Origin of the sequence: Mucilaginibacter pankratovii (genome assembly GCF_014773265.1) — a bacterium.
Lineage (GTDB): Bacteria > Bacteroidota > Bacteroidia > Sphingobacteriales > Sphingobacteriaceae > Mucilaginibacter > Mucilaginibacter pankratovii.
In genome coordinates this window covers 28,811-43,200 of sequence record NZ_JACWMY010000001.1, presented here as the reverse complement: position 1 = coordinate 43,200, position 14,390 = coordinate 28,811, and the positions used below count along the sequence as shown (strand labels likewise).

Annotated in this window: 10 protein-coding genes; 1 reads left to right on the top strand and 9 read right to left on the bottom strand. The window is 47.0% G+C overall.

Annotation, left to right across the window (positions count from 1 at the left end):
- Window positions 1-29: 29 nt before the first annotated feature.
- Together IDJ77_RS00195 and proB are read right to left on the bottom strand one after the other, a co-directional pair.
- Complete coding sequence (locus IDJ77_RS00195) at window positions 30-1,274, bottom strand: glutamate-5-semialdehyde dehydrogenase (RefSeq protein WP_191186905.1); 1,245 nt, start codon at window positions 1,272-1,274, stop codon at window positions 30-32.
- A gap of 2 nt (window positions 1,275-1,276) precedes the next feature.
- Complete coding sequence (proB, locus tag IDJ77_RS00190; protein ID WP_191186904.1) at window positions 1,277-2,356, bottom strand: glutamate 5-kinase; 1,080 nt, start codon at window positions 2,354-2,356, stop codon at window positions 1,277-1,279.
- 270 nt (window positions 2,357-2,626) lie between these two features.
- On the opposite strand from proB, the gene IDJ77_RS00185 reads away from it, so the two are divergent.
- Window positions 2,627-5,581, top strand: a complete 2,955-nt coding sequence (locus tag IDJ77_RS00185; protein WP_191186903.1) for a TonB-dependent receptor — start codon at window positions 2,627-2,629, stop codon at window positions 5,579-5,581.
- A gap of 103 nt (window positions 5,582-5,684) precedes the next feature.
- On the opposite strand, the gene IDJ77_RS00180 is transcribed toward IDJ77_RS00185, so the two are convergent.
- From IDJ77_RS00180 to IDJ77_RS00150, 7 genes are all read right to left on the bottom strand, one after another.
- Window positions 5,685-6,743, bottom strand: a complete 1,059-nt coding sequence (locus IDJ77_RS00180; protein WP_191186902.1) for a hypothetical protein — start codon at window positions 6,741-6,743, stop codon at window positions 5,685-5,687.
- 131 nt (window positions 6,744-6,874) lie between these two features.
- Entirely contained in the window at window positions 6,875-8,125 is a 1,251-nt protein-coding gene (locus IDJ77_RS00175) for a sulfate adenylyltransferase subunit 1 (RefSeq protein WP_191186901.1), read from the bottom strand.
- A gap of 130 nt (window positions 8,126-8,255) precedes the next feature.
- Complete coding sequence (cysD, locus tag IDJ77_RS00170; protein WP_191186900.1) at window positions 8,256-9,161, bottom strand: sulfate adenylyltransferase subunit CysD; 906 nt, start codon at window positions 9,159-9,161, stop codon at window positions 8,256-8,258.
- Window positions 9,158-9,877 (bottom strand): phosphoadenylyl-sulfate reductase, encoded by a 720-nt coding sequence (locus tag IDJ77_RS00165; protein ID WP_317174293.1) that lies wholly within the window; start codon window positions 9,875-9,877, stop codon window positions 9,158-9,160. Before IDJ77_RS00165 ends, cysD begins: the two co-directional genes overlap by 4 nt.
- A complete protein-coding gene (locus IDJ77_RS00160) occupies window positions 9,877-11,388 on the bottom strand; it encodes a TSUP family transporter (RefSeq protein WP_191186899.1) in 1,512 nt (503 codons plus the stop codon). Before IDJ77_RS00160 ends, IDJ77_RS00165 begins: the two co-directional genes overlap by 1 nt.
- The gene (gene cobA / locus IDJ77_RS00155) at window positions 11,366-12,157 is read right to left on the bottom strand and encodes a uroporphyrinogen-III C-methyltransferase (protein WP_191186898.1); all 792 of its coding nucleotides are present in this window, start codon (window positions 12,155-12,157) and stop codon (window positions 11,366-11,368) included. Before cobA ends, IDJ77_RS00160 begins: the two co-directional genes overlap by 23 nt.
- On the bottom strand, window positions 12,154-14,247 hold the full coding sequence (locus IDJ77_RS00150) for a HEPN domain-containing protein (protein WP_191186897.1): 2,094 nt from the start codon (window positions 14,245-14,247) through the stop codon (window positions 12,154-12,156). Before IDJ77_RS00150 ends, cobA begins: the two co-directional genes overlap by 4 nt.
- Window positions 14,248-14,390 lie beyond the last annotated feature (143 nt).

Below are 14,390 nucleotides of genomic sequence, written 5' to 3'. Positions count from 1 at the left end.
ATTACTTTTTTTTCTCGTGATATACAAAATTATTTCCTCACCTGCCCATTCCCCTTCACAATCCATTTATAACTCGTCAATTCTTCCAAACCCATCGGGCCGCGGGCATGTAGTTTTTGCGTGCTGATGCCAATTTCGGCACCAAGACCGAATTGGGCACCGTCGGTAAAGGCGGTGGAGGTGTTTACGTATACTGCTGCGGCATCTACCCGGTTCAGGAACGTTGCGATATTAGCCTCGTTCTCAGATATAATGGCTTCGCTGTGTTTGGAACTGTTGACGGCGATATGCTCCAAAGCCTCCTGCAATGTATCAACGGTTTTAACAGACATCTTCATCGATAGAAATTCGGTACCAAAATGTTCCGGCTGCGCAACGTGTAAGAGGTTGGCAGGGTAGGTGTCTTTCAATACTGCGTACGATGGTTCATCGGCAAAAACTTCCACTTCCTTTTCGGCAAGCGGTTTGGCTAATGCAGGGAGATCAGCGAGGCGGGTGGAGTTGATGATCAAGCAATCCAGCGCGTTGCAAACGCTTACGCGGCGTGTTTTGGCGTTATCAACAATTGCGGTGGCTTTCTCCAGGTCGCCGCTTTCATCTAAATAAGTGTGTACAATGCCTGCACCGGTCTCTATCACGGGCACTTTGCTGCTGTTACGCACATAGTTTATTAACGACTGGCTACCTCTTGGTATCAGTACATCTACGTAGCCTACAGCGTTTAAAAGTGCCTCGGTAGCCTCACGTTCTACAGGCAGCAAGGTAGCGGCATTTATATCAATATTATGCGCCGTAAGTACGCTGTGGATAACGCTAATAATGGCACGGTTTGAAAAATCGGCATCGCTGCCGCCTTTTAAGATACTGATGTTGCCGGTTTTAAAGCACAGCGCAAATACATCAAAGGTAACATTTGGGCGGGCCTCATAAATAACGCCTACCACACCAAGCGGTACGCGCAATTTGGTGATGTGCAGCCCGTTGGGCAGAATCTTATCAGATAACACAGTGCCAAGGGGGCTTGCAAGCCCGGCTACGTTCTTGATATCGTTGGCAATATCCTGAATGCGGGCGGCAGTTAGGGTAAGGCGGTCGTATTTTGGGTCGGCGGGGTCCATGCGGTCCAGGTCCTTTTTGTTTTCCTGTAGCAGGTACGCGGTTTGTTCTACGGCGGCTTTGGCCACATCCAGCAAAACGGCATCAATGGCAGCAGGGGCGAGGCTGAGGTTTCGGCCGGCCTGTACGGCGTTTTCAAAATATCGTGTGTATCCCATGGTTATCCCTGTAAGTAAAGATAGTCGTAATGTACCAGCGCGCGCTGGTTTTTTTTGCCGGTGAATTCGCGGGCCTTCTCAGAGCCGTATTCGGCCAGGCCGAGTCCTATCAGTTTGTTGTTCTCATCTACTATTTTAATGATCTCGCCCTTCTTAAAATCCGACAGTACCTTAATAATACCCACCGGTAACAGGCTGGATGCCTTGCTGGAAACCAGCACCGTTTTAGCCCCCTCGTTCACCTGCACCATACCCGTAGCGGCGGTTTCAGAATGGGCTATCCATTTCTTTTTGCCCGATGCTTTTTTGGTTGGCACAAAGCGGGTGTGTACGGCCTTGTTATCCAATACATCAAGCAGGATATTATCTGTAGTGCCATTGGCAATGTGCACGGCAATACCCAATTGTGCCGTTTTTTGTGCGATGGTTGATTTGGTGATCATCCCGCCGCGTCCAAATTGCGAGCGGCCGGTGCTTACGAAGGACGAAAAATCAATACCCTCGCCGGTAACGTCCTCAATAACCGAGGAGCCGGGTAGTTTTGGGTCGCCGTTGTAGATGCCATTTACATTACTGAGTACGATGAGGGCCTCTGCATTTAGCATGGAAGCGATGAGCCCGGCCAGTTCGTCGTTATCGGTAAACATCAGTTCGGTTACTGATACCACGTCGTTCTCGTTAATAACCGGGATCACCTGGTGCTGCAGCAAGATCTCCAGGCAGTTGCGCATGTTAAGATAGTGCAGCCTGTCGCGGAAATCTTCCTTGGTAACCAAAACCTGCGAGCAAAGGATATCGAATTTTTCGAATAAATGAGAGTAGGTGTTGATGAGCTTCACCTGCCCTATAGAGGCCAGTAACTGGCGGGTGGCAACGGCATCGTACTTATCGGTAACGCTGATAAGGCTGCGGCCTGATGCAACAGCACCCGAGGAAACAAGGATAACCTCCTTGCCCTGTTTTTTAATGGCGGCTATCTGGTCAACCAAATGGGCTATCCGTTCGGTATCCGGCAGCCCGTTTGGCCTGGTAATAACGTTGGAACCTATCTTGATAATAACCCGCCGGTAATTGAATGACATTAATGTAGATTAAATTAGTCGTCAATAATAGGGAATTGCTGTGTAAAAGCGGCGTTTTTGAGGATTATTTTGAAAATAATACGTTTTTTTTTGGATGCTATAAAAGTTTTAATATTTTTGTCGACATATTCTATAGACAATGTATTACTTAGTTAAATCTTCGTCAGCTCAAGCCTTTCAAATGCAGTGCCTAACTGTATGCTGTTGTTGTTAATTATCTGACAAGCAACCTATCACAATCCATTTTTTAATTTCTTTCAACCTAATTACATGAAAATTTCTACAAATTTTATAAAACTTATTGTGCTTTTTTTAGTGCTGGTGCCCACGGTGGGGCTGGCGCAATTAAACGGCAGCTACATTTTAAGCGGTAAAGTAAATGATGACCACGGGCTACCGCTGGTGGGCACAACCGTTACCATTAAAGGCACTACAAATGCCGCAGTGACCGATAGCACCGGTAAATTTAGCTTAACTACCAGTGCTAAGTTGCCGTTTACATTGGTTTTTAGCGCCGTTGGCTACCAGCCGCAGGAATTTTATATTAAAAATGCCAACAGCGCGGTTAATATCCAGCTTACATCGCAATCGTTACTGATAAACGAAGTTGTAGTTACTGCATCCCGCAGGGAAGAAAAACTGTTGCGCTCGCCGGTGGCTATTGAAAAGCTAAGCATCAACGCTTTGAAACAGTCGCCCGGCCCAAGCTTTTACGATGCGCTGGAGAACGTAAAAGGTGTACAGATGACCACTACCAGTATTACCTTAAAAGTGCCTAACACACGCGGTTTCAATAGTCCCAATAACTTCAGGTTTATGCAACTGGCAGATGGCGTGGATATGCAATCGGCTACATTGGGCGTACCGCTTGGTAATGCCATTGGGCCAACCGAACTGGATATTGCCAGCATAGAAATCACCCCGGGTGCCGCCGCTGCTTTGTACGGTACCAATGCTATTAACGGGTTATCTAACCTGTTCACTAAAGACCCGTTTAAATACCAGGGCCTCAGTTTTTATCACCGCAGCGGTATTAACCACGTAGGCGATAACCTTGGTTCGAGCGCGCTAACCGAAGATGCCTTCAGGTTTGCAAAAGCTTTCAATAATAAATTTGCGTTTAAACTAAACGCGAGTTATTTAAAAGGTAAGGACTGGCAATCGAACACCCGCCTGGATCAAAACCCTACCAACCTGAAAACGGCTAACCCGGCTTACCCCGAACTCACCGGCACCAGTAATGCTGCTTACGATGGCTGGAATAAATATGGCGATGATGCTCTTGCCGGCAGTAATACAGTATCTATAAAAGGCATTGTGGTTGATGGTGTTGCCCGCCCTAACTTAACCGTTGCACGTACCGGTTATAACGAAATTGACTTGGTGAAACCGGATGTAACCAACTTAAAACTGGATGGTACACTGGCCTATAAGCTTACTCCTAACACTACTTTATCCTACACTTACCGTTATGGTAAAATGGACGGCGTTTTCCAGCGAGGTAACAAAATATCTTTGAATGGCGCCACAGTACAAAACCACAAAGTGGAATTGAAAGGCAAGGATTTCCTGGTGCGCGCTTACGAGTCGATAGAAAATACCGGCAATTCTTTTAATGTAAAACCACTTGCCGATAACCTAGACCTGAACCATGCCAGCAATTCTGCCTGGGGTACTACTTATAAAAACGCGCTTACCGCTTATGCTAACGCCAATGGGGGGCTTAAATCCACCAATTTGGCCGCCGCTGAGCAAGCCGCACGTACCGCCGCGGATGCAGGCAGGGTAGAGCCCGGTACGCCGGAGTTTGATGCCCTGCGTAAAACTATCATCGGTATCAATAACTGGGATTTTAAATCGAGCCTGATACCTAATGCCCCGGCTACCGGTGGTGCAGCTTTGGTACAAAAGAGCAATATGTTCAACGGGGAGGCCCAATGGGATCTGACCAGCAAAGTTAAGTTTGTAGATCTGTTGGTTGGCGGCGATGTGCGTGTATACCAGATCATTCCGGATGGTAACAATTTTGTGGATTTTAGCCGCAGTATAGCCGATCGGAATACGCCTTTAGCTGATGGTAGTTTTGGCGAAAACGTTATCTACAAAAAATACGGTGCTTTCACCCAGGTTACCAAAACCTTTTTCGATGAGAAGTTAAAACTGTTCGGTTCGGTACGCTGGGATTATAACCCGTATTTCGATCCTAAGTTCACGCCACGATTGGCAGCGGTTTATTCGCCTAATCAGAATCATAACTTCAGGTTTACCTTTCAGAATGGCTACCGTTTCCCTTCATTATTTGAGGCGTTATCATACGTAAACAATGGCCGCGTGAAACGTGTAGGCAGTTTGCCATTCATCAACGAAGGTTTGGGTTATTTGAATAACAGCTACACACAGCAATCGGTTACTGCTTTTAACGCTGCGGTAAAAGCTGCATCTACCACGGGCGATGACGCTACGGCTTTGGCCAACCGCAACTTATTGCAAGTAGCCGACTTGCCAAAGGCACGCCCCGAGCAAATTACATCATTTGAGGTAGGCTACAAAGGCATATTACTTGATAACAAGGTTTTCCTTGATGTAGATGCCTACGCTAATCGTTACAACGGCTTTTTAGGCCAGGTGCAGGTGTTTGTGCCCAATGGTACTACAGTAGGCTCAGACGCAGCCGTGCTGGCCATGCTGGATATTAACCGCGATCCTACAACGGCTACCGCTACTAATGCTGCCAGCCAGGGACAAGCCCGTTACCGCGTTTACACCAACGCCAAGAATATCTACAACAACTACGGGTCATCTTTAGGGCTAACCTATAATTTTTACAAACGCTACACTGTATCGGGTAACGCCAGCTTTAACAAATTGAAAGCACAGCAAACGTCAGATATTTTTGTTACGGGTTTTAACACGCCAAAATGGTCGGGGAACTTTTCCTTCGGTAACCGCGAGGTAGTGAAGAATGTAGGTTTCAATATCGTTTACAAATGGCAGCAGGCCTTCCTGTGGGAGAGCCCGCTGGTAACCGGAACCGTGCCTTCTATCCACACGTTTGATGCACAGGTTACGTTACGCGTTCCTGAGTATTATGCTACGTTCAAAATTGGTGCAACTGATATTTTCAACAAGCGCTATATCCAATACGCAGGTGGCCCAACTATTGGCGGCATTTATTATGCCTCAGTTACCCTGGATGGTTTGCTGAGCGGAAGCGGAAAGAATTAGCTTATGGTTCATGGATGATAGTTCATGGACGAAGAGCAAATACAGTGTTTTTTTAGGTTTAATTTAGTTTTTAAAAAGCGGGCAAGCGAGTTGCCCGCTTTTTTTAATCCCAACCGTCGTTTCTGCTTGTTCCCGTTGCCTTTGGTGCCGGGATCTCTTTGAGTTTAATTATAGATCCGTTCTGATGATCTATCTTCATCTCATAAGTACCTTCGTCTCCCACACTTACTGCTAATGCCCCTAAAAGACCAAAAGCAGCGCTGGCTACCATCACGCTGGTAGGGTTGGGTGGTGTTTTGGCCATACCGGTAAAAATAAACTCATCGTTTACTTTAGCAAGAGGATAAAAACCATATGCGGTAGCGATGTAAGGCGCTCCTTTGTAAACAATTGCATACGTCTTTTTCAGCTTAACATCTCTCAGTTTGCCCTTGTCGTCGGGCGCTTTTACGTTGCCTTCAAAAAGATAATCATTTGCAACGGTCACTCCTCCTTTATCCGGTACCTGTTTTTTAAATGAATTGTAAGTTAAATACAAGCCATCGGCATAAGTGGTGGTGTTATATACCTTCAAAGCCCTTTTTTCGACGCTGTCGATATGGGCAATATCGTTGTAATTGTACATCACAACGTCATTTGCCGGAGCAATCACAAGGCTCGATTGTATGAATGCAGTTAACTGCTGGCTCCCGGCACGCAAAGTTTTATTGGTAACATCTATCGATGACCGTAAATGGATAAGCGTATCGATAGCGTTTATTTTTTGATAAGCAGTTCCTTTTTTGGCATACATCTCGGCTTTTATGGCGCAGTAACCGTGTTCGCCTAAGGCTCCTGTTGTTTCGGCAAAATTGAATTGCCTTACCTGGAGCAGTAACTCGCCATTGCTTGCGGCAGAGTCAACCAGTGAACCCAGGATCCGTTTAAGCTCCGCCGCAAAGGGGGCTTGCAAAACAACTTTTCCATTGCGGTTAAAGGCACCCGTTTGTACAAAACCAAAACTGTTGGTATCTGTCCGCGTATCTGCGAGATCTATAGAATTGTATAAGCTATGGCTTGTTTTAGTTTCCGATAAAGTGATTTCGAAATTAACCTTGTTTTGAGCGTATGTGTTTACGCAAAAAAACACAAGGAAGGTGGGGAGGAGTTTTCTTCTATACATTGTGATAGTGTTCAGGCAAATTTAAATGTTCAAATTAATATAAACTATTAAAAACAACAAACCCCGTACGAGTTGCACCTCGCACAGGGTTTTTCTGCTCACTTAAACAGAATATAATTGGTCAATTATATTTAATCTACGGCCTGCCTTAGCATCAGGGCGCCTACGGTTACGTTGGTGCGGCTATCAATAATGATAGCGCCACCGTTGGCTTTGTTGAGCTGGTAAGGGTCGAAGGCTAATGGCTCGGCGGTTTTGATTACGATGCGGCCGATGTCGTTCAGTTTAAAATCCTCGATGTAATCTTTCTCGAGCGTATTGATATTCACTTTATAAAGCACCTCGCTGATCTTGCAGCGGATAGTTTTAGTGTTGTGCTGCACCAGGTAGGTGAGCGAAGGATCCAGCGGGCGGGTATCCATCCAGCACAGGTCGGCCTCTATCAGGTTTGATAGCTGCGGCTGACCGGCGCTGTTCACGATGATGTCACCACGGCTGATATCGATATTATCCGCCAAATGCACCGTTACGGACATGCCGGCTATGGCCTCCTGCGGCGCCTTATCGTAAAATTCAATTTTGGAGATGGTAGAGCTAAACCCGGAAGGCAGTATCGTTACCTTATCATTCACCCTGAACGAACCGCTGGAAACACGACCGGCATAGCCGCGGTAATCGTGCAGTTCATCGGTTTGTGGGCGCACTACCCATTGTACCGGCAGGCGGGCATGGGCAGAGGTATCATCTACCTCCAGTTCTACATTTTCTAAATGTGTCAGCAGGCTGTCGCCGGTGTACCAGCTTATTTTTGCGGACGGGTAAACAATGTTATCGCCCTTTAAGGCGCTCACCGGGATATAGGTAACATTTTTTAGACCCACTTTGCCCGCTAATACTTTGTAATCAGCTACGATTCTGTTGAAAACATCTTCGCTGTAATCCACCATATCCATCTTGTTCACAGCAACCACTACCTGTTGGATCTGTAATAGCGACACTAAAAAAGAATGACGGGTGGTTTGCTCGATAACACCTTTGCGGGCATCTATCAGGATGATGGCCAGGCCAGCGTTGCTGGCACCAGTAACCATGTTGCGGGTGTACTGAATGTGCCCCGGAGCATCGGCAATGATGAATTTGCGTTTATCTGTTTCAAAGTATTTGTAGGCCACATCAATGGTGATGCCCTGTTCGCGCTCAGCCTTAAGTCCATCGGTTAGGATGGCGAGGTCGATGCTGCCATCGTCGTTTTTGCGGTTGGATGCGTGGAGAGCTTCCAACTGATCTACCAGTATCGCTTCGCTATCGTACAGCAGGCGCCCTATTAATGTGCTTTTGCCATCATCAACGCTGCCTGCAGTTATAAATTTTAGTATATCCATTTTCTATATTTCGGATGTCGGATTTTCAATTTCGGATTTTTGTTTGCTGGCGGTGGGGACACCGCCAGTAGGGGTAAAGAATAAAAAACACTTCCCCCAAGGCGGTGTCCCCACCGCCGACTGTTAATCCTTAAAAATATCCCCCTTTTTTCCTGTCCTCCATGGCGGCTTCGCTTACCTTATCGTCCATGCGGGCACCGCGTTCGCTTATTTTGGATGATGCTATCTCGTGGATAATATCGTCTATCTCGAAAGCGTATGATTCTACAGCCGCGGTACAGGTCATGTCGCCAACGGTACGGAAACGTACGTTCTTGTTCTCTATCTTATCATCTGCATCCATATTTAAGAACGGGGATGCGGCCATCAGTTGCCCGTTACGGGTGATACAATCGCGCTGATGCGCAAAGTAGATGGTCGGCAGGGCGATGTTTTCGCGGCGGATGTAGTTCCACACGTCAAGCTCCGTCCAGTTGCTTATCGGGAACACGCGCACGTTCTCACCTTTGTGGATCTTGCCGTTGTAAATGTTCCACAGCTCGGGGCGCTGGCGTTTCGGGTCCCATTGGCCAAATTCATCACGTACGGAAAAGATGCGTTCTTTGGCGCGGGCTTTTTCCTCATCACGGCGGGCACCGCCAATACAGGCATCAAACTGGTGTTTGGCAATGGTATCCAACAAGGTAACGGTTTGCAGGGCGTTACGACTGGCGTTTTTGCCTTTCTGCTCTATCACTTTACCTTCATCAATACTATCCTGCACATGGCCTACAATGAGTTTTTCGCCAATGCGGGCAATCATATCATCGCGGTAGGTGATGGTTTCTTCAAAATTATGCCCGGTATCTATATGCACCAGCGGAAAAGGGAATTTTCCCGGGCGAAATGCTTTCAACGCCAAATGCACCAGGGTAATAGAATCCTTCCCACCCGAAAATAACAGCGCGGGTTTTTCAAACTGCCCGGCTACTTCGCGCAAAATATATATGGCCTCTGCCTCTAACTCGTCCAGGTAATCTAACCGGTATTTGCTCATTCTTTTAAATCATTTAGTTCAACTGCATGTAAGCCACATTCTTTTTTGCTTTGGTCCTCCCACCACCAGCGCCCGGCCCTGAAATCTTCGCCGGGTTGTACGGCGCGGGTACATGGTGCGCAGCCAATGCTGGGGAAACCTCTGTCGTGCAGTGTATTGTACGGTATATTGTATTGTTTGATGTATGCTTTTACGTCATCGAGCGTCCAGCCGAAAATAGGGTGGTACTTAAACAAGTTATTGCCGTTATCCCATTCCACATCACTCATATCCTCACGATTGGCGGATTGATCGGCACGGATGCCGGTTACCCATAGCTTGTTACCCGCAACGGCACGGTGCAATGGTTCTATCTTACGGATACCGCAGCACTGTTTGCGGTTCTCTACCGATTCGTAGAAGCTGTTGGGACCCTTGGCATTCACCATAGCTTCCAAAGCGGTATGCTCGGGATAGTAAGCGTGAATGGGTTTGCCGTAGATCTCCATGGTGCGGTTCCAAACATAATACGTTTCGGGGAACAAACGGCCGGTCTCCAGCGTGAAAACTTTGATGGGGATATCATTGGCAAAGATCATATGCGTGATCACCTGGTCTTCCCAGCCAAAACTGGTAGAAAAAACGATCTCGCCCGGGAACTCCGCCGCCAAAGCCTGTAAAGCTTCCACAGGTTGGTTGCCCGCTATTAATTGCGATATGTAAAAAGTATCTGCCACTATATTAATTTGAGTGCAAAATTGATGATGCTTCTGAAGCTTATGAGGATAACGATAACAGCTACCGAGAACATAATGGCTTTTGCAGATATTTTATTAGAAATACGCGCAGCTATAGGCGATGCTAAAGCGCTGCCGATAACCAGACCCGCTACGGCTTCCCAATGCTTGCCATTAAGCATGGTAATAAATGTTAATGAACTGGTAAGTGCAATAAAGAAACGGGATAGTTTTACAGTACCCAATGAGAAACGGGGATGGCGGCCACCGGCTATCAGCGTTGATAATACGATTGAACCCCAGCCGCCACCACCAACTGCATCAATAAAACCGCCACCAAGGCCCAAAAGGCTGATGTTTTTTATTTTGCCGGAAGTACGCTTACGGTTAAGATTAATGGCTTTTGTTAAAATTACAAAACCCAATATTAGTGTGTATAACGATACGAGTGGTTTGGTGTATTGCGCGTAGTGCTCTAAAGACGATAACAGATATGCCCCGGTTACCGCACCAATTATACCTGGAACAAGCAATAACTTAAACAGTTTCCAGTTTACGTTGCCCATGCGGTAGTGCATCCAGCCGGCTATACCATTGCTCATAATTTCCGATAAGTGAACACCCATACTTGCCGAAGCAGGAGGGATGCCCATGGATAAGGAAAATGTAGTAGAGGTAACTCCGTACGACATGCCGATTGCACCGTCTATCATTGCAAAAACAAACCCAGCGGCTAAAAAGTAATAGAAAACCGGGTTGATATTTGCCACAAAGGCCTGGAAGCCTGGTTCTTTTGACCACAAGGCTGTGATGGTAATAGCAAGGAAGGCAACAAACGTACCCCAAACAGCCAGCTTTAAATTGTTGTTGCTTGGTGGTTTTTCTCCGCCTATTAACACTGCGGTAACCCTGTTTAGTTCCTGAACTTTATAAGCAAAATCGCCCGAGAGGCTATTCCTGATCTCGCTCATTTGCTGCAAAGTGGTATCCAGTTCGGCAGGTAAGGCCTCGTTTAAAACTTCTTTTAACCGTTTAGCAACCGTAGGCGATTTACCATTTGTGGAGATCCCTATCTTCAGATCGCCTTTTTGTACGATGGAGCCGAGGTAAAAATCGCAAAGATCGGGTTTATCCGCTACGTTAACCAGCAGCTTACGGTCATGTGCCGACTGGCGGATATACCTGTTTAGTTCGGCATCGTTTGTTGCCGCCATGGCCAGGTCTGCGCCATCAAGGTCGGTATCTGCAAATGCTTTTTGGATGATGGTAAGCTTTGGGTTACCTGCAGCCAGCTCTTCTATTTGGGGGAGAAATGTTTTAGAAATAACGGTTATAGCTGCATTGGGGCTGTTCTGCAGCATAGCCGTTAGCTTTTCCAAGCCAACATTACCGCCGCCAACCAGCACCGTATGCAGGTTCTCCAGCTTCAAAAATACCGGGAACAATTGGTTGCCCTGTGGTTTTGGAGGTGGCACCTCTGTTAAATTCTTATTCCTGGGCAACAATGTCATAAAACTCCCTGATAGGCTGAAACTTCGGATGTAAAGATACTACCTCGCCAAATACAATTAAAGCCGGAGAAGTAATTCCATTCTCTTCGGCAACTTCGGCAATGGTGCTTACCACGCCAACCACAACTTTTTCGTTATCGGTGCTGCCACTTTGTATTACGGCAACAGGCAGCCTGTGTTTGCCTTCGCTTTTAAATATTTCTGCAATTTCGGCCAGTTTGTGTATACCCATCAGCACTACAACGGTAGCTTTGGTCTTAGCAGCTTCGTACAGGTCGGCAGAAACCTTACCATCGCTGGTGGTGCCGGTAACTACCCAAAAACTCTCGCTTAAACCGCGGTGAGTAACCGGGATGCCCTGTAAACCGGGCACGCCTATAGAGCTGGAAATGCCAGGGATAACCTGCGCCGGGATACTGTAATCGGCAGCATGGTCCAATTCCTCGTAACCACGACCGAATACAAACGGATCGCCGCCTTTTAAACGTACCACGTGGCCGTAATTCAGCGCGTAATCAATCATTAATTTGTTGATGTTCTCCTGCGAGAAGGAATGGTCGCCGCTGCGCTTGCCAACATACACTTTGGTAGCGTGTTCCGGGGCAAATTCTAATAATTCTTCGTTCACTAAAGCATCGTACAAAACCACATCGGCGGTTTGTAAGGCTTTGATGCCTTTTATGGTGATGAGTTCGGCATCGCCGGGGCCCGCACCAACAAGGGTAATGCGTGGTTCTTTAACTGCAGTTCTGGTTTGAGTTTGTATCATGATTGTAACACCGCCTCTCTTTTATCTTTAACCGTTTGCAAAAATGCTGTGGCCTGTTGTTTATAGGCCGTTGCAAATGCTTGGGATGGTTCGTTTTTATTTATCTGTAGTACCAGGTCGTTAAATGTGCCGTCGAAGGCTATTTCGCCCGTCGCTATATAGTTGTTATCAAATTCTTTTATTACGCCCGATTGGGTACTGCTGTTTACACCTTTATCAAGCAATAAAGCCTTGGCCGCGCTGATCATGGTGTTATAGGAGTGATAGATGGCATCGCTCCACAAACCTTTTGCGTAAGCGCCGTTTGCCCAGCCCAATTTTTCTTCGCTTTCGAATAGGAGCGTAGCAACCAGATCGATGATCACCCCCGCGCACTCACCCACGCCAATAGCGCTTACGTAAGTTTCCTGGTGGCCCCAGTCTACAAACTCATCGTCAGTTAGGGTTGTCAGATCCGCAAGCGGTTTCAACATCCGGTAGAAGTAGTCCTTTCCTTGCCTGTCGTAATAGGCGTGGTAGGTTTCATCCTGTAGCGACAAGTTCTTGTAATCATTCAATATCAGCCTTAAAACGTCGGTAGCTCTTTTTGATGGTACTTTTATCACGCGCTCGGCAGCACGGCCTACGCCGTTGCCTACAGTGCCGCCGCCGAGCATAACCTGTACAGATGGTAATACTTTTGCACCCGCTTTTAGCGAACTGCCATGAAAGCCAATGTGTGCCAAACCATGCTGACCGCAGCTATTCATACAGCCACTTATTTTTATCTTGATCTCGCGGTTGTAAATCAGGTCCTCATATTCATTATAGATCACATCTTCCAGCACCTTGGCCATCGTCATGCTGTTGCTGATGCCCAGGTTGCAAGTATCGGTACCCGGGCAGGTAGTTACATCGGCTATGCTATCAAAACCCGGCGCTGCAAAGTCTAAAACATTTAAGCCTTCGTATAATGCGGGTAAAGCTTCCTTGCGGATGAATTTTAAAAGTAAACCCTGGTTTTGCGTGATGCGGATCTCATCGCCAACGTAAGGGCGGATGGCCGCAACAAGTTTACGCGCAACATCGGTAGGGATATCGCCAACCGGTACTTTAATAAACACGCCAAAGAAACCTTCTTGTTTCTGTTCGAAAACATTTGTGGCCAACCACTGCTCATAGCGGAATGGGTTGGTAATATCTATCGCCGGATACTCAGTTACCTCCGGCAAAGCGGGAGTGGGAACAGTATCGCGGTTGATAGGATAGGTTTTTACTTTGATGGCCGTGCGCTCTTCTTTAGCAAGGCGAAGCACTTCCGCTAAACCTATCTTCTGGATCAAATATTTTAGGCGGGCTTTGTTGCGGTTGTTGCGCTCGCCATAACGGTCGAACACGCGGATGATAGCCTCGGTATATGGTATCAACTGATCTTCCGGCAGGAAATCTTCAACCTGGCTGGCTAATAGTGGCTGTGCGCCAAGTCCGCCGCCAAGCATTACTTTAAAGCCGCGTTCGCCATTTTCATTTAGTTTAGGGATAAAACCCAGATCGTGAATATAAGAGAAAGCGGTATCCTCATCGCTTGAGGAGAAGGAGATCTTAAACTTACGGCCCATTTCCTGGCAGATGGGATTCCTTAAAAAATACTCAAACGTAGCCTGCGCGTAAGGTGAAACATCAAAAGGCTCCTTAGGGTCGATGCCCGAAGTAGGGGATGAGGTTACGTTCCTAACGGTATTACCGCATGCTTCGCGAAGCGTGATATCGTCGCGCTCCAATTCGGCCCAAAGCTGTGGGGTGCGGTCAAGACTTACGTAATGGATCTGGATATCCTGGCGGGTGGTGAGGTGCAGGTTGCCGCTTCCGTATTCATCGGAGATATCGGCTATCTTTAATAATTGCTTAAAAGTAACCTTACCAAAGGGCAATTTAATACGCACCATCTGCACGCCGGGCTGCCTTTGGCCGTAAACACCACGTGCTAAACGCAAGCTGCGGAACTTTTCATCATGTATCTTACCCTCACGGAACGCGCGGATCTTCCTTTCCAGGTCGATAATGTCTTGTTCAACTATCGGGTTCTCCAGTTCGGTCCTGAAGCTCTGCATATCAGTATCTAATTTAGTTAAGTATAAAAAAGCCCCTTCGCTGTGGCTGAAGAGGCATATATTTCTATTCTACATACTTACAACCACGGCCTATCGCTTCGCATACAGCAATACATCAGGGTGGTTTTGTGTGTAAAATTTGT

Coding starts and splice junctions, on each gene's coding strand:
- IDJ77_RS00195 (WP_191186905.1), bottom strand. CDS start 1,274: ATGGGATACACACGATATTTTGAAAACGCCGTACAGGCCGGCCGAAAC.
- proB (WP_191186904.1), bottom strand. CDS start 2,356: ATGTCATTCAATTACCGGCGGGTTATTATCAAGATAGGTTCCAACGTT.
- IDJ77_RS00185 (WP_191186903.1), top strand. CDS start 2,627: ATGAAAATTTCTACAAATTTTATAAAACTTATTGTGCTTTTTTTAGTG.
- IDJ77_RS00180 (WP_191186902.1), bottom strand. CDS start 6,743: ATGTATAGAAGAAAACTCCTCCCCACCTTCCTTGTGTTTTTTTGCGTA.
- IDJ77_RS00175 (WP_191186901.1), bottom strand. CDS start 8,125: ATGGATATACTAAAATTTATAACTGCAGGCAGCGTTGATGATGGCAAA.
- cysD (WP_191186900.1), bottom strand. CDS start 9,161: ATGAGCAAATACCGGTTAGATTACCTGGACGAGTTAGAGGCAGAGGCC.
- IDJ77_RS00160 (WP_191186899.1), bottom strand. CDS start 11,388: ATGACATTGTTGCCCAGGAATAAGAATTTAACAGAGGTGCCACCTCCA.
- cobA (WP_191186898.1), bottom strand. CDS start 12,157: ATGATACAAACTCAAACCAGAACTGCAGTTAAAGAACCACGCATTACC.
- IDJ77_RS00150 (WP_191186897.1), bottom strand. CDS start 14,247: ATGCAGAGCTTCAGGACCGAACTGGAGAACCCGATAGTTGAACAAGAC.